At 37.6% G+C, this 19,099-nt stretch carries 18 protein-coding genes; 5 read left to right on the top strand and 13 right to left on the bottom strand.

Translation table 11 applies throughout. The annotated features are described in order from the left end of the window. Nucleotides 1-30: 30 nt before the first annotated feature. From lptC to rapZ, 5 genes are read left to right on the top strand one after another with little or no spacing between them, the layout of a single operon-like run. Nucleotides 31-639: an LPS export ABC transporter periplasmic protein LptC gene (gene lptC, locus AC6H22_RS01765; RefSeq protein ID WP_046953535.1), complete on the top strand. Its 609-nt coding sequence runs from the start codon at nt 31-33 to the stop codon at nt 637-639. Further along, nucleotides 620-1,138 carry a lipopolysaccharide transport periplasmic protein LptA gene (lptA, locus tag AC6H22_RS01760; RefSeq protein WP_046953536.1) on the top strand — a complete coding sequence of 173 codons (519 nt, stop codon included), beginning with the start codon at nt 620-622 and terminating at the stop codon, nt 1,136-1,138. The genes lptC and lptA overlap by 20 nt, the downstream gene beginning before the upstream one ends. Before the next feature lie 3 nt (nt 1,139-1,141). Beyond that, nucleotides 1,142-1,867, top strand: a complete 726-nt coding sequence (lptB, locus tag AC6H22_RS01755; protein WP_005627189.1) for an LPS export ABC transporter ATP-binding protein — start codon at nt 1,142-1,144, stop codon at nt 1,865-1,867. A gap of 2 nt (nt 1,868-1,869) precedes the next feature. Further along, a complete protein-coding gene (gene ptsN, locus AC6H22_RS01750; RefSeq protein WP_046953537.1) occupies nt 1,870-2,364 on the top strand; it encodes a PTS IIA-like nitrogen regulatory protein PtsN in 495 nt (164 codons plus the stop codon). 15 nt (nt 2,365-2,379) lie between these two features. Then, entirely contained in the window at nt 2,380-3,237 is an 858-nt protein-coding gene (gene rapZ / locus AC6H22_RS01745) for an RNase adapter RapZ (protein WP_005637682.1), read from the top strand. A 39-nt stretch (nt 3,238-3,276) separates the two neighbouring features. Here the strand turns inward: rapZ and AC6H22_RS01740 are convergent, their stop codons facing one another. The 13 genes from AC6H22_RS01740 to murE all read right to left on the bottom strand — a co-directional run bounded on the left by AC6H22_RS01740 (nt 3,277) and on the right by murE (nt 19,091). Further along, a complete protein-coding gene (locus tag AC6H22_RS01740) occupies nt 3,277-4,434 on the bottom strand; it encodes a chorismate mutase (RefSeq protein WP_046953538.1) in 1,158 nt (385 codons plus the stop codon). 124 nt (nt 4,435-4,558) lie between these two features. Further along, the gene (lpxC, locus tag AC6H22_RS01735) at nt 4,559-5,476 is read right to left on the bottom strand and encodes a UDP-3-O-acyl-N-acetylglucosamine deacetylase (RefSeq protein WP_005630366.1); all 918 of its coding nucleotides are present in this window, start codon (nt 5,474-5,476) and stop codon (nt 4,559-4,561) included. 43 nt (nt 5,477-5,519) lie between these two features. Then, the gene (ftsZ, locus tag AC6H22_RS01730; RefSeq protein WP_005637676.1) at nt 5,520-6,782 is read right to left on the bottom strand and encodes a cell division protein FtsZ; all 1,263 of its coding nucleotides are present in this window, start codon (nt 6,780-6,782) and stop codon (nt 5,520-5,522) included. An 81-nt stretch (nt 6,783-6,863) separates the two neighbouring features. Continuing rightward, complete coding sequence (ftsA, locus tag AC6H22_RS01725) at nt 6,864-8,141, bottom strand: cell division protein FtsA (protein WP_005646429.1); 1,278 nt, start codon at nt 8,139-8,141, stop codon at nt 6,864-6,866. A gap of 15 nt (nt 8,142-8,156) precedes the next feature. Then, a complete protein-coding gene (locus tag AC6H22_RS01720) occupies nt 8,157-8,921 on the bottom strand; it encodes a cell division protein FtsQ/DivIB (RefSeq protein ID WP_046953579.1) in 765 nt (254 codons plus the stop codon). After that, nucleotides 8,921-9,841 carry a D-alanine--D-alanine ligase gene (locus AC6H22_RS01715; RefSeq protein WP_497515229.1) on the bottom strand — a complete coding sequence of 307 codons (921 nt, stop codon included), beginning with the start codon at nt 9,839-9,841 and terminating at the stop codon, nt 8,921-8,923. Before AC6H22_RS01715 ends, AC6H22_RS01720 begins: the two co-directional genes overlap by 1 nt. 85 nt (nt 9,842-9,926) lie before the next feature. Then, a complete protein-coding gene (gene murC / locus AC6H22_RS01710; protein WP_497515228.1) occupies nt 9,927-11,354 on the bottom strand; it encodes a UDP-N-acetylmuramate--L-alanine ligase in 1,428 nt (475 codons plus the stop codon). A 97-nt stretch (nt 11,355-11,451) separates the two neighbouring features. Further along, complete coding sequence (gene murG, locus AC6H22_RS01705) at nt 11,452-12,507, bottom strand: undecaprenyldiphospho-muramoylpentapeptide beta-N-acetylglucosaminyltransferase (RefSeq protein ID WP_046953576.1); 1,056 nt, start codon at nt 12,505-12,507, stop codon at nt 11,452-11,454. Between the two features lie 11 nt (nt 12,508-12,518). Beyond that, the gene (gene ftsW / locus AC6H22_RS01700; RefSeq protein WP_046953575.1) at nt 12,519-13,703 is read right to left on the bottom strand and encodes a putative lipid II flippase FtsW; all 1,185 of its coding nucleotides are present in this window, start codon (nt 13,701-13,703) and stop codon (nt 12,519-12,521) included. 10 nt (nt 13,704-13,713) lie between these two features. Continuing rightward, nucleotides 13,714-15,039, bottom strand: a complete 1,326-nt coding sequence (gene murD / locus AC6H22_RS01695) for a UDP-N-acetylmuramoyl-L-alanine--D-glutamate ligase (protein WP_046953574.1) — start codon at nt 15,037-15,039, stop codon at nt 13,714-13,716. Nucleotides 15,040-15,161: 122 nt separating this feature from the next. Beyond that, nucleotides 15,162-16,244, bottom strand: a complete 1,083-nt coding sequence (gene mraY / locus AC6H22_RS01690; RefSeq protein WP_005628287.1) for a phospho-N-acetylmuramoyl-pentapeptide-transferase — start codon at nt 16,242-16,244, stop codon at nt 15,162-15,164. Beyond that, nucleotides 16,238-17,611: a UDP-N-acetylmuramoyl-tripeptide--D-alanyl-D-alanine ligase gene (gene murF / locus AC6H22_RS01685; protein ID WP_046953573.1), complete on the bottom strand. Its 1,374-nt coding sequence runs from the start codon at nt 17,609-17,611 to the stop codon at nt 16,238-16,240. The genes mraY and murF overlap by 7 nt, the downstream gene beginning before the upstream one ends. 13 nt (nt 17,612-17,624) lie before the next feature. Continuing rightward, nucleotides 17,625-19,091 (bottom strand): UDP-N-acetylmuramoyl-L-alanyl-D-glutamate--2,6-diaminopimelate ligase, encoded by a 1,467-nt coding sequence (gene murE / locus AC6H22_RS01680; protein ID WP_118817416.1) that lies wholly within the window; start codon nt 19,089-19,091, stop codon nt 17,625-17,627. Between the last annotated feature and the right edge of the window lie 8 nt (nt 19,092-19,099).

The raw sequence follows: 19,099 nt of genomic DNA, 5'->3' as shown, positions 1-19,099 counted from the left end.
CCGCACTTTTCGAGTAACAAATTTAAAAATATGAATATTCGTTGGAATGTAATTTTGGGTCTTATCGCTCTCGGTTCACTGGGATGGTTTTATTCTTTAAATAGCGATAAACCTGATTTGTCAAACTTAGTAAAAAAACCAGATAGTCCAGATTATATTGGAAATAAAATGGAAACTACGGTGTTTTCTCCTGAAGGTAAGAAACAATATCTCTCGACCGCAGACAAAGTGAAACATTATACAGTTGATGGCCATACTGAGTTTGAAATGCCTTTGGTGTACTTATTCGATGTCTCTACATCTAATAATGCTGAAAAATCAAATAATTCAGCAAAATTATTAGAATCACAAAGTTGGAAACTTAGCGCAAAAAAAGCCAAATTGACGAAAGATGAAATGCTTTATTTAGAGGGTGATGTCGTTGCTGAAAGTTTAGAACCAACTTCTCGTTTACAGCGAATTGAAACACAAGTTGCAGAGGTTAACTTAAAAACTCAAGATATTTCATCAGATACAATGGTGAAAATAAACGGACAAAATTTTAACTCAACTGGCTTAAAAATGGTTGGCAATCTACGCCAACAAATTGCGACATTAAAAGAACAGGTAAAAACATATTATGAAATTAACAAACAATAAAATTATTTTACTCGCCACATTAATCATGACCTCTTTCTCTGCTTTCGCGTTGAAAGATGATACGAATCAACCAATTAACATTGTTTCCGATAATCAATCATTAGATATGGAAAAAAGTGTTGTCACTTTTACTGATAACGTTTCAATTACTCAGGGTTCAATTTTAATCAAGGCAAATAAAGTTGTCATTACACGCCCACCTGAAAATTCAGGTAAAAAAGAAACCGTAGAAGCATTTGGTACTCCAGTAACATTTCATCAAAAGCTAGATAATGGTAAGCCAGTAGATGGAAAAGCAAACAAAGTTCACTATGATCTTGGTACTGAATTTTTAACATTAACTGATAATGCTGAATTAAAGCAACTTGATAGTAAGATTAATGGACAACTAATTACCTACGATGTGAAAAAACAACAACTTAAAGCTAATGGTAATGGAAAATCACGTGTAACAACAGTCCTTATTCCATCGCAATTACAACAAGCTAAAGGGAAGTAATTTATGTCAATTCTGACTGCTGAAAATTTAGCTAAGAGCTATAAAAGCCGTAAAGTTGTTTCGGATGTAAGTTTAACTGTAAACTCTAATGAAATTGTCGGTTTGCTCGGACCAAACGGCGCTGGGAAAACAACAACCTTCTACATGGTTGTCGGATTAGTTCGCCAAGATCAAGGTAAAATTATTATTGACGGAGAAGACATTAGTTTGCTCCCAATGCATAATCGTGCGCAACGTGGAATCGGTTATTTGCCACAAGAAGCCTCTATTTTTCGTCGTTTGACTGTATACGAAAATCTAATGGCTGTATTAGAAATACGCAAAGATTTAACCTCTCAACAACGTCGAGAAAAAGCTGATGAGTTGATTGAGGAATTTAATATTGGCCATATTCGGGATAGTTTAGGTCAGTCATTATCTGGCGGTGAACGTCGTCGAGTGGAAATTGCACGAGCATTAGCTGCAAATCCTAAGTTTATTCTATTAGATGAGCCATTTGCTGGTGTAGATCCAATTTCTGTGAGCGATATTAAGAAAATTATCACCGACTTACGTAACCGAGGATTAGGTGTTTTGATTACCGATCATAATGTACGTGAAACACTTGATGTATGTGAACGGGCTTATATTGTTGGCGAAGGTAAAATTATCGCAACGGGTACACCAGAACAAGTTATGAACGATGAACACGTTAAACGAGTTTATTTAGGCGAACAATTCAAATTATAAAAATGAAAATAACTGAACTATTAAGCCCTGAGAATATTCGTCAAGGCGTTAGTTTTTCTAGCAAAAAACGATTATTTGAATCTATCGCACATTTTGTAGAAGAAAAACTTCACTGTGATAAAGGTGAACAAGCGTGCTTTGAATCCCTTTTTGAGCGAGAAAAGCTGGGTAACTCAGGGCTAGGCAATGGCATAGCAATGCCTAAGGCGAAAATGCCTCTTGAGGTATGTGACAAAGCAATTGCCATGTTTATGCAATTGGATACCCCAATTAATTATGATTCGCTTGATGGTAAACCTGTAGATTTAATTTTTGCTATACTCATTCCGGAGAATCAGTGCGAAACATACATCCCTATCTTGGCATCATTAATCGAAAAACTTACCGATAAAAATATGTTAAAACAATTACGCTCCGCCAAAAGTGCGGATGAAATTTGGCAAGTTTTTGAGATTTCAGATAGAGCAGAAAGTTCGCCGGAAGAAACGCAAGAATAATTTAAAGGGGGAATTATGGAAATTATCATTATTAGTGGACGTTCTGGCGCAGGAAAATCTGTAGCCTTACGAGCATTAGAAGATGCCGGATATTATTGTGTTGATAATATTCCTCTAGATTTACTTCCTCAATTGACGGATATTCTATCCCAATCCCAATCTTCGGTCGCAATCAGCCTTGATATTCGTAATATTCCTAATTCAGCCAATACTCTTGAACAAACTCTAAATACCTTACAAAAATATCATCAATTAAAGATTATTTTCCTTGAAGCAGATCGTGGCACATTGATTCGTCGTTATAGCGATTCACGCCGTCTGCACCCACTTTCCTTGAAAGATTTATCTCTTGAAGCAGCAATAGATGAAGAATATCGCTACCTTGAGCCATTAATTCAACACGCAAACTTTATTATTGATACCACTCATCTTTCTACTCATACCCTTGCGGAACGCCTACGCGAATTTTTACGAGGAAATAGTGATAAAGAACTAAAAATCGTTGTTGAATCTTTTGGCTTTAAATATGGAATTCCTTTAGATGCTGATTATGTTTTCGATGTACGTTTCTTACCTAACCCACATTGGGATCCAACATTACGCCCAATGACAGGATTAGATGCACCAGTAGCAGAATTTCTAAATAGTCACACGCAAGTGAATGAATTTATCTACCTCACTCGTAACTATATTGATACTTGGTTGCCAATGTTAGAAAAAAACAATCGTAGCTATTTAACCATTGCTATTGGATGTACTGGGGGAAAACACCGCTCCGTTTATATAGCACAGCAGTTAGGCGAATATTTTCAAGCTAAAGGGAAAATAGTCCAAATTCAGCACAAATCTTTAGAACGAAATAAAAAAGCATAAAAAAGTGCGGTCAAAAATAATTTTATTGACCGCACTTTCTTATAAATTAACTGGTTTTACAATCTCGCTAGGATAACAACCTAAAATCTTTAGATAGTTACTACAATTCTTTAACTCTTCCAAAGCTTGCTGAATATCAGGATGATGGATATTCGCTTCTATTTCGAGATAAAACATTTCTTCCCAAGGTTTCCCATAAATTGGACGAGACTCTAATTTCGTCATATTAATTTGATGTTTTTTGAAAACTAAAAGTGCATCAACTAATGAGCCAATTTGCTGTGAAGTTGTCATTAACAATAATGTTTTTGCCGGGATCTGTGGTGAAACCTCACGCTGTTCTTTAGCAACGACAATAAAACGCGTAATGTTGTTCTCTTGATTAGCAATATTAGTTTTTAATACGCTAAGTCCATATAATTTACCACCATCTTCATTCCCTAATGCCGCAATATTCGGCTTATTTAAACTTGCAATAAGTTGCATTGCATGGGAGCTACTTTCACAATACTCAATATGTACTCGATCAAGACTATGTATAAATTGACTACATTGTTGAATCACTTGAGGATGACTATATAAAGTATCGATTTGACTTAATTCAGTCGTGCCATTTACCAAAACACAATGCTGAATTGGGTAAGCTAGCTCGCCTACTAATGATAAGTCAGTATGCTGGAGCAAATCATAGACCTCATTAATAGCGCCTGATGTTGTATTTTCTAAAGGCAATACACCAAAATCTGCTTCACCATTTTGCACTTTTTCAAATACTTGCTCAAAAGACTGACATCCTAGCTCTACAAATTGTTTTTGATAACGAGCAGCATAATTACGTGCAGCTAAATTTGAATAAGACCCTCTCTTACCTAAAAAAGCAATATGTAAATTTTGATTACGTTGTTCATTAAGTTTATTCTGCAAATAGACTTGCTGGGTCAATACTGAATCTTCAATAATTTTTTGGAAAATTGAAGTGATATATTGTGGTTCAAGTTGATAATTCTCATTTTCTGAAAATTGAACTAATTCTTGTAAAAGTTGCTGTTCTCGCTCTACATCACGTAAAGCTTTTTGCGAGATCTCTTTACTTCTCACTACATCGAAAGCTAAACGATGACGCTCAGAAAGCAATTTTAATAAACTACGGTCTATTTGCGTAATTTGTTGACGAATTTCAGATAATTCTAGCTTCATAGCATCCTCTTATAAAAAACGAGAAAAACAAACAGCACTTTTAAGCATTAGCCATTTAAAGTGCGATGAAAATAAAAAAGCTATACTTCTTAGCAGAAATATAGCTTTTTCAAAAATAAAATGATTAGATAAATACTTGAACAGGAGCAACATATCCTTGCGGTACTTGTTCTTTATCTTCGAAAGTTACAAACTCCCACGCTTCTTGATTTGCTAATACAGCACGTAGTAACTTGTTATTTAAACCATGACCAGACTTATAAGCTTTAAAATCACCAATAATGTTATAACCAGCCATATAAAGATCGCCAATTGCATCTAACATTTTATGACGAACAAGTTCATCTTTAAAGCGTAAGCCATCTTCATTTAAAATTCTATAATCATCAAGAACAATAGCATTATCAAGGCTACCACCTAATGCTAAACCTTGAGATTGAAGATATTCTATATCTTTCATGAAACCAAATGTTCTTGCTCGACTAATTTGATGAACAAATGCTTGAGCAGAGAAATCCATGACATAATTACGAACATTTTTGCCAATAGCAGGATGATCAAAATCAATAGTGAAATCTAAACGGAAACCATTGTAAGGTTTAAATTCAGCCCATTTATCACCATCTTCAACTCGAACATATTCTTTAATACGAATAAATTTCTTAGGTGCATTTTGTTCTTCAATTCCAGCATCTAATAACAAATAGATAAATGGACTCGCGCTACCATCCATAATAGGAATCTCAGGCGCATCAACCTCAATAATGATATTATCAATACCAAGACCAGATAATGCTGCATTCAAATGTTCAACGGTAGAAATTCGTACACCTTGCTCATTAATTAATGCAGTACAAAGCATTGTATCACGTACTGAATTAGGATCAGCTGGGAATGCCACAGCTGGATTTAAATCTGTACGATAGTAAACAACACCAGTATTTGGCATAGCAGGACGTAATGTTAAAGTCACTTTCTTACCGCTATGCAAACCAACGCCTGTTACTTTAATACTTTGTTTTAATGTTCTTTGTTTAATCATTCTACTACCTTAATATTCCAGGTATTTCTTAAAACCAATTAAATTAATTCTCTTCACGTTGTGCAGGATTAAAGAAACTATTTTTCTTAAATGCTTCTAAACGATCTGTGATAGGTTTATCCAACGGACGATGATATTCTTCTGCTGGAGTTTTTTGAGTTTCTACAGGCTCACGAGTATGTATATCAGGCACAATATTTACGCGACCTGTACCTTCTGGCTCAACTGGACGAGAAGGACGCAATACTTGAACAGACTCAGTTGGAGCGATTTCGCCTAATCCTGTTGCCACAATAGTCACTCGAATTTCATCACTCATCTCAGGCACTAAACTCGTACCAATAACCACTGTTGCATCTTCTGAAGCAAAGCTACCGACAGTTTCACCAACAATATTAAATTCTTCAAAAGAAAGATCCATACCAGCTGTGATGTTTACCAAAATACCTTTAGCATTAGAAAGATCGATTTTTTCCAATAAATCATTACGCACTGCAATACGAGCGGCTTCTTCTGCTCTACCCTCACCTGCAGCACCAATAGCAGAACCGAAACCAATCATCGCTTGTCCCATTTCAGACATAACTGTTCTTACATCGGCAAAGTCCACATTGATTAGGCCAGGCGATGTAATCATATCCGAAATACCCATAACCGAATTACGTAACACATCGTTTGCTGCAGCAAAAGCATCAATTAATTTAGCATTTTTAGGGAGAACTTTTTGGATTTGTTGATTAGGAATAATTATCATCGAATCAACATACTGAGCTAAATCTTTAATACCAAGCTCTGCAAATTGCATACGCTTTTTGCCTTCAAAAGCAAATGGCTTGGTCACAACAGCAACAGTTAAAATGCCCAATTCTTTAGCAATTTTTGCGACAACAGGCGCTGCACCAGTACCAGTGCCCCCCCCCATACCAGCTGCAATAAAGACCATATCCGCACCTTCAAGCATTTTGCGAATTTCTTCCTGATCATCTTCCGCAGCTTTACGGCCAACATTTGGATTTGCCCCAGCGCCTAAACCTTTGGTAGTTTCTCCACCAATTTGTACGGTTTGTTGAACTTGGCTTTTACGTAATGCTTGAGCATCTGTATTTACAGCGTAAAAAATAATACGACCATGCTCTTCTGAAGTTAATGAGCTTTCACCTAAATAAGTACCACCCATTTCTTGCTTTACCATACTCATAACCATATGGTTTACAGCATTACCGCCACCGCCGCCAACGCCTACGACTTTGATCAGTGCGCCGGATTCATTAAAATTATCGTACTCAGGGTACTCTGGGTATAGCATTGATGTTCTCCGTTAAAGCCAGATAAGCTGGCTCAATATAAAACCTAAATTCTCTCTATTGTAGATGAAAAATCAAAATAATCAAAATTCTGACCGCACTTTATTCACAATTTTTTTAATTCCATTCCAAATTGGTTTTAGTACTCCGTCATCAGATTCATCATTTCCTGAAATCAAATCATCATCACTGTTACTATGGTTATACTGCAACAAACCCACCACCGTTGAATATTGAGGACGATTCACGTAATCTGTCAATCCAGTAATATTCAGCGGGCTACCAATACGTACTTGGCAATTAAATACGTCAGATGCACATTCTTTCAAATCTTCTATTTGGGCCCCACCGCCAGTAATCACTACGCCAGCAATAAGCTCAAACTTCACATGTTTTGTTTCCAACTCAGACTTTAATTTATCTAATTCATCTTTCACAACACCTAGAAGTTCCGTGTAGCGAGCAGATGTAATTAAGGATAAATCACTCTTTGTTAATGAACGAGGTGCTCGCCCACCAATACTTGCAACTTCAATTTTTTTATCACCGTGCAAACGAGCCGGGTAAAATGCACTTGCATAATTAACTTTAATTCGTTCAGCTTCTGCACGCGAAATAGTACAAGCGTGGGCAATATCGTTAGTCACAATATTTCCCGCATAAGGAATAACCTTACTGAAACGTAATGCTCCGTTTGTATAAACCATCACATTCATTGTGCCTGCACCGAAATCTATCAAGCAAACACCAAGATCTTTTTCATCTTCGGTTAATACTGAATGTGTTGCTGCAAAACCAGAAAAAACGACTTTATCCACTTGTAAACCACAGCGCTCAACCGCTTTTTTCAGGTTGTTTTGCCAATCTTGATGACAGGCGATTAAATGTACTTGTGCTTTTAAACGAACACCTTGCAAACCCAATGGATTTTTAATATTCAACTGGCGATCCACCGCATATTCTTGAGGAATCACATGCAATAAGGATAAGCCTTCAGGCAACTTGATGGAGCTCGCTGTATGCAGTGCGGAATCAATTTCATCTTGTGTTACTTCGCCATCTGAAATTGGCACAAAACCACTTTCATTTAAACTTTGAATATGTTCACCAGTAATTGCCAAAGTGACACTCATAATCTGACAATCAGCCATAGATTCAGCGGCTTCAATGGCTCTTTGAATAGAATTTACGACAGCTTCAAGATCGGTGATACTGCCACGATCAATCCCTTTAGATGGGCAACTACCAACACCTAACACATTCACTACACCATCAGGAAATACCTCGCCCACTACGGCAACAACTTTTGACGTACCGACTTCTAATCCTACAATTGTTTTAGCTTCCACACCTTTAACCATTTTCGCACCTAGTTTTTATTTATCAGCCATACCCACAGCAGCACCTGCCGCATATCGTAAATCTACATAATCTATTTTTTTATTTTCTGGAACATCAACTTGCGGATAAATCGTGACAAATCGTTCAAGCTTAGATTTCCATTCTCCACGACCTAACTTTAACACAATGTCATTATCAAGTGTTACTTGCCATGCACCGCGTTCATCAATATTCATGCCTTTTGCAATTAAATTTTTTGATTTAAAATCGGCATAAATCTGATTCCATGCTTCCAATACTTTTAAACTTTGATAATCTGGCCCACCTAAATAAGGCAAAGTATTCTCTTTTAAGCGTTCAATTGGAAGTTGGAATACAACACCATCCTGAGTAACAAATTGGTTCTGATTCCAAAATGCCACTGGTTGATATTCAGTAATCCAAATACTTAAACGATTTGGCCATATTTTTCGCACAATTGAGCTTTTAACCCAAGGTAAAGCTTCTATTTGCGCTTGAATTGGCTCGACATCTTGCCCCCAAAACCCTTTAAGAGAACCCATTTTTAATAAGCTTTCCTTAATATCGGCATCCGTGGTAAAAATCTTTTGTCCAGCCAATGCAAAACCACTAATAGGCTTATCATCCATTTTCTCTAGCAGAGTTTGCCAATTAAAATAGATGCTAAGAGCAAAAAGTATACCAAGCAAAGCCAAGAAAGCCCGAATATGAAAATAATATTTAGGCTTTTGTTCACTAAAACGAATATTCTGTGGAGTTTTCCTTTTCAGAATGTTCATTACACACTTAGCTCCAAGATTTTCACAACAAGCTGTTCAAAAGAAATACCCACGCTTGCGGCAGATTTTGGGAATAAACTATGGCTCGTCATTCCTGGATTCGTATTCACTTCAACTAAACGGAAATTACCTTTCGCATCGCACATAACATCAATACGGCTCCAACCACGACATCCTACTGCATCATAAGCGCGTTTCACTAATATAGCTAACTCTTGCTCGCGCTCAGGCGTTAAACCTGCAGGACAGAAATATTGAGTATTATCAGAAATATATTTCGCATTGTAATCATAGAACTCACCTTCAGGAACAATACGAATAGCTGGAAGTACCTGGCTATCCAATACGGGCACTGTTAATTCATCGCCAGCTAACCATTCTTCAATCAGAATCGTATTATCAAATTTAAGTGCATATTCCACCGCACTTTTTAGCTCATCCACGGCTTTAACTTTAGTTAATCCAACACTAGAGCCTTCCAAAGAAGGTTTCACCATTAATGGTAAGCCTAGTTTTTCCACTACAGCCTGAGCGTCTAATTCAGCAAAGGTTTCTCGGGTTACTACTTCCATATCTGCTACAGGTAATCCAAATGCTTTCCACAACATTTTTGTACGCATTTTATCCATAGTTAATGCGGAAGCCATCACCCCACAACCAGTGTAAGGTAAACCAATTTGCTCTAATAAACCTTGCATTGTGCCATCTTCACCACCTCGGCCATGTAAAATATTAAACACTCGATTAAAGCCATCCTTTTTAAGATTAGCAACATTATATTCTTTAGGATCAATAGGATGAGCATCATAACCTTGGTTTAACAAAGCCTCTAATACTGCTTTACCTGAATTAAGAGAAACTTCACGCTCAGCGGATGTTCCGCCTAATAACACTGCAATTTTTTCTTGTTTTAAATTCATTTTATCCTACTTATATATCTTATTCTGATATCCTTAATTAATAGATAAGGCCATCTCAAATTTCTAAAATCTGTTTATAAACGTCTTAATTTTTCCAAGATTGAGCTAAGCCACGAGAGATTTTACTTACGCTACCCGCACCTTGTGCCAAAATCAAATCGCCATCTTGAATAATTTGATCAAGAACATCGCCTAATTGTGATGTGTCAGAAACTAAAATTGGATCGATTTTTCCTAAGTTTCTAATTGAACGACAAAGAGATTTACTATCAGCTCCAACAATCGGCGCTTCTCCCGCTGCGTACACATCAAGCATAATTAATGCGTCCACTTGCGAAAGCACTTGTACAAAATCATCAAATAAATCACGAGTACGAGAATAACGATGCGGTTGGAAAATCATAACAATACGTTTATCTCCCCATCCTTCTCGTGCGGCTTTAATCGTTACGTCCACTTCTGTTGGGTGATGACCATAATCATCAACTAAACGAACCTTACCATTTGGACGAATAAACTCACCTAACTGATCAAAGCGACGACCTGCACCTTGGAAATCAGCAAGGGCTTCTAAAATAGCTTCATTGCCAATACCTTCTTCTTTTGCTACAGCAAGTGCAGCCGTTGCATTTAACGCATTATGTTTTCCTGGCACATTTAACAGTACATTAATACGTTCATTATTTGGGCAAATCACTGTGTAATGACCTTGAAAACCTGTTTGTTCATAATCTTCAATGCGATAATCTGCATGTTCACTAAAACCATATGTAATCACTTGGCGACCAACTTTTGGCACAAGTTCCATTAATACTGGATCATCTGCACACATCACGGCTAAACCATAGAAGGGTAAATTATGTAGAAACTTCACATAGGTCGCTTTCATTTTTTCGAAATCACCTTCGTAGGTATCCATATGATCTGGTTCCATATTAGTCACAACAGATACCATTGGCTGCAAATGCAAAAACGAGGCGTCACTTTCATCCGCTTCTACAATTAAATAACGACTTGCGCCTAGATGTGCATTTTTACCTGCTGATTTCACTAAACCACCATTAACGAACGTTGGATCGAGCTTTGCTTGAGTGTAAATCATGGAAATCATAGCGGTTGTTGTCGTCTTCCCATGGGTTCCTGCAACAGCAATACCATGGCGGAAACGCATGATTTCAGCCAACATTTGTGCTCGTTGAATCACTGGAATACGTTTTTGTTTTGCTGCAACTAATTCAGGGTTATCATCTTTTATCGCACTGGATACGACAACAACACTGGCACCTTCAATATGTTCTTCTGCATGGCCAATGTAAATTTTTGCTCCAGCCTGAGCTAAACGTTGAGTTACTAAGCTATCAGCAATATCTGAACCAGAGATTTGATAGCCTTCATTCAATAAAATCTCAGCAATACCACTCATTCCTGCGCCACCAATTCCAATAAAATGAATTTGTTGCACTCGACGCATTTCAGGGATAATTTTTCTAATTTCTTCGTGGGAATGTTTCATTTATTTTTCCTTTTTGACACATTTGGCAAAATATTGGTGCCTATTCTAAAAGTGCGGTTAAAAATCGCAATATTTTTCTTATTCTTTGGAATGTCAGTTAGTTTGAATTTTCTATAATAACCTCAGAAACTCGGTGTGCAGAGAGAGGTGTCGACATTGCTTTCGCTTTCTCAGCCATTTGTAATAAATTTTCACGAGTAAAGTTTTTTAAATAATTCACCAGAATTTCAGGCGTTAAATCTGCCTGTTCTACAATCTTTGCGGCACCCACGTCCGCCAAATATTTCGCATTCAAATATTGTTGACGATCTTTATGTTGGAAAGGTACAAAAATAGCTGCAGTGCCAACTGCCGCAATTTCACATACAGTTAATGCGCCAGAACGGCAAATTATCACATCTGCCCAGGCATAAGCCTCAGCCATATCATCAATAAATTCTGTTATTTTAACTTGTTCTGAATTCTCGCCATAAAGTTTGCTAACGTCTTCTACCGCACCTTTACCTACTTGATGACGAACGTCTAATTTATCTGCAAGCTGGGCGACTACTTTAGGTAAAGTATGGTTAAGCACTCTCGCGCCTTGGCTACCACCGACCACTAAGACACGTAATTTCTCCTCACGCTCCGCAAAACGAACTTCAGGATATGGCATCTTAAATAAATCTTCCCGAACTGGATTACCAACAACTTCAGCATGAGGAAAAGCACTTGGAAATGCTTGCAATACACGAGTTGCAATTTTTGCTAACCATTTATTCGTTAAACCCGCTATCGCATTTTGTTCATGCAAAATTATCGGTACACCACAAAGTTTTGCAGCAAGACCACCAGGACCTGAAACATACCCCCCCATTCCAAGTACAGCATCAGGCTTTTCTTCTTGAATAATTTTTTTTGCCTGCAATATAGCTCGGAAAATAGCAAAAGGAGCGCTTAATAAAGCTTTTATACCTTTACCACGCAAACCCGAAATTTGGATAAATCTAATCGGGATTCCATGTTTTGGTACAAGGTGAGCCTCCATTCGATCTTTCGTACCTAACCAGCAAATATCCCATCCTTGTTTTTGTAAAACTTGAGCAACAGCTATCGCTGGAAAAACATGGCCACCTGTTCCACCAGCCATCACTAATAATTTTTTATTTTTCATCTTCTTTATCTCTAATCATCGCGTAGGCGAGCTTGACCTGCGCGAAGTAAACGGTTTTCGTGATCAATACGTAATAAAATGCCAATAGTCGCTGACATAATAATAATACTCGAACCACCATAACTCACGAGTGGAAAGGTTAAACCTTTAGTCGGCAACATTCCAAGTGCCATACCTAAATTAACAAAGCCTTGGAAGAAAATCCAAAAGCCAATGCCTAAAGCTAAAAATCCTCTAAAACGTTGTTCTAACATTAAAGATTCCTTTCCGATCTTCAACGCACGAAATACAAGCAACCCGAGCAAAATAACAACAATTAAAATGCCTATAAAGCCAAACTCTTCACCAATAATAGCCATGATAAAGTCAGTATGCGCTTCAGGTAAATAATCTAGTTTTTGAATTGAATTACCTAACCCTTCCCCCGTTATTTCTCCACGACCAAATGCCATAAGAGAGTTCGTTAATTGGAAGCCTGTACCATAAGGGTCTTTAAATGGATCTAAAAAACCGGTGAAACGTTTTAAACGATAAGAAGCAGAGATGATTAACCAAGCGCCAAGAATTACACCTGTTGCACCAAGCAAAATAAATTGGAAAAAGTGCGCGCCGACGATAAATAGCATACCGAAAGTAATAACAAACAGTACAACTGTACTTCCCATATCAGGCTGAACTAAGAGGAACATCCCCATCACGCCCATTACAATAAAGGGTTTTATCGCACTAAATTTTCTACCTCTTACCTCATCATAACGACGAGTAAAATAGCTTGCCAAAAAACAAGTCAGTGCAAGCTTCGCAAATTCAGCTGGCTGAAAATTCAAAATTCCCAATGAAATCCAACGTTTAGCACCATTCACTGATGTACCGATAAATAATACGGCTATCAATAAAGCCACAGCTGCCCAGAAAATATTTACATTCCATTTTTCCAACTTTTCAGTTGGAATATACAACATGGCATAACAAGTCGCTAAAGAAAGAAATACATAAAAAGCATCGCGTTTTGCAAAGTAAAAAGAATCATTAAATAAACGAGAGCTATAAGGAATAGATGCAGATGTTACTGAAACTAAACCAATTAAAAGCAAAATAACAAATAACCAAAATAGCGCACGATCATACAGCAAACCTTGCGGTGTGATGCGTGTCCATTCATCGTAATTTTTTTTGATGTTTTGTAAAAATTCCATCTTATTTTTATTAATGACTAAATTGGGCTGAATATTGCGCTAAACGAGTAAATTCTTCACCGCGCTTTTCAAAAGAAGCAAACTGATCGAGGCTTGCACAAGCTGGCGACAATAATACCATATCTCCGCTTTGCAATGTTGGGCGTAAAAATTCTATCGCTTGCTCCATTGTATCGAACAAATAGCTTTGCGATGAAAGCTTAGCGAGTTGCGCACCATCTCGACCAAAACAATAACAAATAATATGTGGTTGATTAATTAAGTCAGCTAATTCTGAAAAATCAGCCCCTTTTCCATCACCGCCTAACAACAAATGCAATTTTCCTTCAACATAAAGGCCTGCTAATGCGGCAACTGTACTCCCTACATTTGTTGCTTTAGAGTCATTAATCCAACGAATTCCATTAGCTTGATGCGCTAATTGAAAACGATGTTCTAACCCTTTGAAATGACGAAGTGCGGTACGAATTGAATCTAAATTAATACCGACAGCTTGTGCCAATGCCGTTGCCGCCAAAATGTTCATATGATTATGGCGACCGACTAATGTTGCTTCTTCACAAGGCAAAATCACTTCATCTTTTGCCATTAAGTATTGCTTGCCGTTTTCCGTTTTCCGCCAATAATCTGCTGTATTTTCCGCAAAAGAAACGGTTTGTTTCGCTTGATTTTCACCTTCACCAAAAGTCAGCTTATCCTCATTATTCAAAACTCCGACCTCAGTATTGTGATAAATGCGTAATTTTGCTTGGCGATAATCTTCTAAATCCACATAGCGATCCATATGATCTTCTGTCACGTTCAAGACAGTTGCAGCGGCAGCTTTTAAGCTATAAGTCGTTTCAAGTTGAAAACTAGAAAGCTCTAGTACATAAAGTTCACAATCTTCATTCAACAATGACAAAGCTGGAATTCCAATATTGCCACCCATACCAACTTTCACGCCAGCAGCTTTCGCCATTTCATAAACTAAAGTAGTAACAGTACTTTTTCCATTTGAACCTGTAATCCCCACAATTGGCTTTGTCGCCGCGCAGCAGAATAATTCAATATCACCGATTACTTCTACGCCGGCTTTAAGTGCGGTTTGAATTTCAGGTGTTTTTACTGCAAGCCCTGGACTGATAACAATCATATCGCTTTCAAGTAACCATTCTTGATTTAAACTACCAGTATGAAGAGGGATATTTTTAGGAAGTTTATCAACACCAGTAGGATTTTTTCGGGTATCAATCACACGAATATTAGCCTGTTGGGATAAGAGATAATCCACGCAAGAAAGACCTGTTTTGCCAAGCCCGATGATAGTAATATTTTTGTTTTGATAGGCGTTCATTTTCTTTCTTCTTAATTGCTATAAATTTTAAAATTATATTATTGATGGAATATAAATTTCCTTTACTAACGTAAAAAAGGTCGCCCTTTCAAAAACTGAAAGAGCGAACCTAGCTATATTTATTAACGCAACTTCAAGGTGACCAATCCCATCAATACCAACATTAAGGAAATAATCCAAAACCGAATAATCACTCTTGGCTCTGGCCATCCCTTCAATTCAAAATGGTGGTGAATCGGTGCCATTCTAAAAATGCGTTGTTTACGTAACTTATAAGACCCTACTTGCAAAATAACAGAGAGCGCTTCAACAACAAATACCCCGCCCATTATCACAAGTAAAAATTCCTGACGAACTAGAATCGCCACGACACCAAGTGCTCCACCTAATGCAAGAGAACCTACATCACCCATAAAGACTTGCGCGGGATAAGTATTGAACCACAAGAATCCTAACCCTGCACCAACGATGGCGGTACAAAATACAACCACCTCAGAACTATATTTAATGTATGGGATGTGCAAGTATTCTGCGAAATTCACGTTACCCGTCGCCCATGCAATTAACGCAAACGCGCCTGCGACAAGCGCTGTTGGCATAATCGCTAATCCATCCAAACCATCTGTTAAATTCACCGCATTACCCGTTCCAACAATCACAAAGTAAGACAATACGATATAAAACAAACCTAATTGAGGCATAATGTCTTTAAAGAATGGAATCACTAAACGGGTGGCATCGGTGTTGTGGCCAAGCCAATAAAGCCAAAGGATTGCCACTAATGCCACAACAGACATCCAAAAATATTTCCAACGAGCAATTAAACCATCTGTATTTTTACGAGTAATTTTGCGGAAATCATCCACAAAACCAATTGCACCGTATCCAAATAATACAAATAAGCAAACCCAGATATAAGGATTCGCGAGATTTGCCCATAATAACGTACTTACGCCAATAGAGAATAAAATCATCACACCGCCCATAGTGGGGGTGCCTTTTTTGGCAAAGTGACTTTCAGGACCATCATTTCGCACTTCTTGGCCAAATTTTAAGATCTGTAAACGTTTGATCACTTTTGGGCCAATCCAAAGTGAGATAAAAAGTGCGGTTAATAATGCAAGAATTGCACGGACCGTAATATAAGAAATCGCATTAAACGCGGTTTCATAACGAACAAGATATTCAGCAAGCCAGACTAACATTTAATTTTATCCTTTAATGAATAGATTACATCTTCCATTTTCATTGAGCGCGAGCCTTTTCCTAGCACCACGACTTTGTTATTTTGTTGTAATTGGGTTTCAATCAATGGCACAAGAAAATCAACCATTTCCACCTTATCAGTAAAATGCTTACCCGAAACAGCCTCAGAAATAACCGCACTTTCATTGCCATAAGAACAAACTAAATCTAAATTTGCCGAGTTGGCATGTTGTCCTACTTCACGATGAATAGTGAGAGAGTTTTCGCCCAACTCTTTCATATCACCGACACACAAAATACGGAAAGCATCATAACCTTTTAAAACATCAATCGCAGCACATAGAGAATCTTTATTCGCATTATAAGTATCATCTAACAGCAATAAATTAGGCGTGACTTGAATGGGGAATAAACGCCCTTTCACTTGTGAACGTTGTTCTAATCCAGCTTTTACATCTGTAAGAGTGGCACCGACATTCATTGCAAGTGCGGTAGCAGCCAAGGCATTTTTTACATTATGTTCCCCCAGATAAGGCAAGTTAATCTCAATTTCACCTTGTGGGGAAATAAGTGTAAAAGTGGAACCTTGAGCAGTATGATGAATATTTTTTGCGGAATAATCTTTACCGTTGAAATATTGAATTTCATGTTCACCGATTTCTTTTTGCCAAACATTTAAATGATTATGTTCTGCGTTAATAATCGCTACACCATTCAATGTTAAACCGCGATAAATCTCACCTTTAGCTTGTGCTACGCCCTCTAAAGAACCAAAGCCCTCTAAATGCGCCGGCGCAATATTATTAATCAATGCAGCATCAGGTTGAGCTAATTTTGTGGTGTAATCAATTTCACCTTGATGATTTGCACCAAGTTCGATCACAGCGAAACGATGTTTTTCTGTTAAGCGAAGAAGGGTTAAGGGCACACCAATATCGTTATTAAAATTGCCATTGGTAAAAAGTACCGCTTCTGAATCACAAGCTGTATGTTGCAAAATACTCGCCGTCATTTCTTTTACCGTGGTTTTACCAGAAGACCCTGTCATCGCGACAGTACGCGGATTAATTTTCTCGCGTAACCATTTTGCAAGTTCGCCTAAAGCAATTCGAGTATCCTTAACCACAAGTTGTGGAACAGAAATGGATGAATTTTCTTGCTGAACAACCACGGCTACCGCACCTTGTGCTACCGCTTGTTCAAGATATTGGTGAGCATCAAACTTTTCACCTTTCAACGCAAAAAATAAACTATTTGATACTCTTTTTCGAGTATCTGTATTAATTTCTTCAACTTGCACATTTTTATCGCCAATTAATTTAGCTTGAAGAATCTGTGCTAATTGTTCAGTAGAGAGTTTAATCATAATTTAATTGTTATTATTTTAAAAAATCATGGGCAATTTCTTGGTCGGAAAAATGTACAATTTCAGTGCCAATAATCTGATAATTTTCATGACCTTTGCCAGCAATTAAAATCACATCACTTTCAACCGCACTTTCAATCGCAAATTGAATGGCCTGTTCTCGATCAAGAATAATGCCGACTTTATCCATATTTTTAAAGCCAGCGACAATATCTGATTCAATTTGGCTTTGTGATTCTGTTCTAGGATTATCTTTTGTCACGATAACCTTTTCAGCAAACTGCTCTGCAACTTGTGCCATTAATGGACGTTTACCTCTATCACGGTCTCCACCACAGCCAAAAATACACCATAACTCACCTTGGCAATGTTCACGCGCTGCCATCAAGGCTTTTTCTAGTGCGTCAGGTGTATGCGCATAATCTACAATAACTGTTGGTTTATTTGGATATTGAATCATTTCCATTCTTCCACATACTCCTTTCAAAGATTTCGCCGTAGCGAGTAAATTTTCTAATGGATAACCAAATGATAATAACGTGGTCATCACTAATAACAAATTGCTTACATTGAAAGCACCGATTAATGGACTATGCAATACACCATTACCCCAGCTAGATTCAAAAGTAATATCTGCGCCTTTAGCATGATAGTGGATATCTGTTGCCTTCATCCATTGATGTAAGTTTAATTGGAAATCAGCGCTCGTACTTACCGCAATAGCATTGGGCAATTCACTTAACCATTGGCATCCAATCTCATCATCAGCGTTAATCACTTTAATTTGCGTATCTAATTCTGTGAACAAGCGTTTTTTAGCGGAAGCATAATTTTCCATGGTCTGGTGATAATCTAAATGATCACGCGTTAAGTTCGTAAAAATCCCTGCTTTAAAACGCAGCGCCTCAACACGATGTTGTGCCAAACCATGCGATGAAACTTCAATAGAGGCAAAATCTGCGCCAGCTTGCTTAAAACTGAAAAGTGATGATTGAATTTCCACTGCTGAGCCCGTTGTATTTTTAGCTTCTACAACTTGACCTAAAAGGCCATTACCAATGGTTCCCATGACAGCCGCACGATGGCCTAATAATTCCGCCCATTGTGCTAATAATTGAGAAATAGTGGTTTTGCCATTTGTCCCCGTGACACCAACAAGCGTTAATTTTTTTGAAGGCGAATCATAGAAAATATCCGCCAAAGACGAAAGATGACGTGCAAGTTGATAAAACTTAACTACTGGCACATTCCCGATAAACGCTACAGTTAAATGCTCGCTAGATAATTCTGTCTCAGAAACCACCGCACTCGCACCAGAATGAATAGCCGAATCAATAAATTGATTTCCATCGACTTGATGCCCTTTTATCGCCACAAGAAGATCGCCAGCTTTAACTTTACGGCTATCCAACACCATATCATGGAGTTCTATATCATCCTTTAATTCAGGCAAATTAAAAAGTGCGGTGAGTTTTTTCATAATTTTTC

This window comes from Haemophilus sp. THUN1690 (assembly GCF_059704375.1).
Note: the sequence above shows the minus strand (reverse complement) of the source record. Positions and strands in the feature narration are given on the sequence as shown.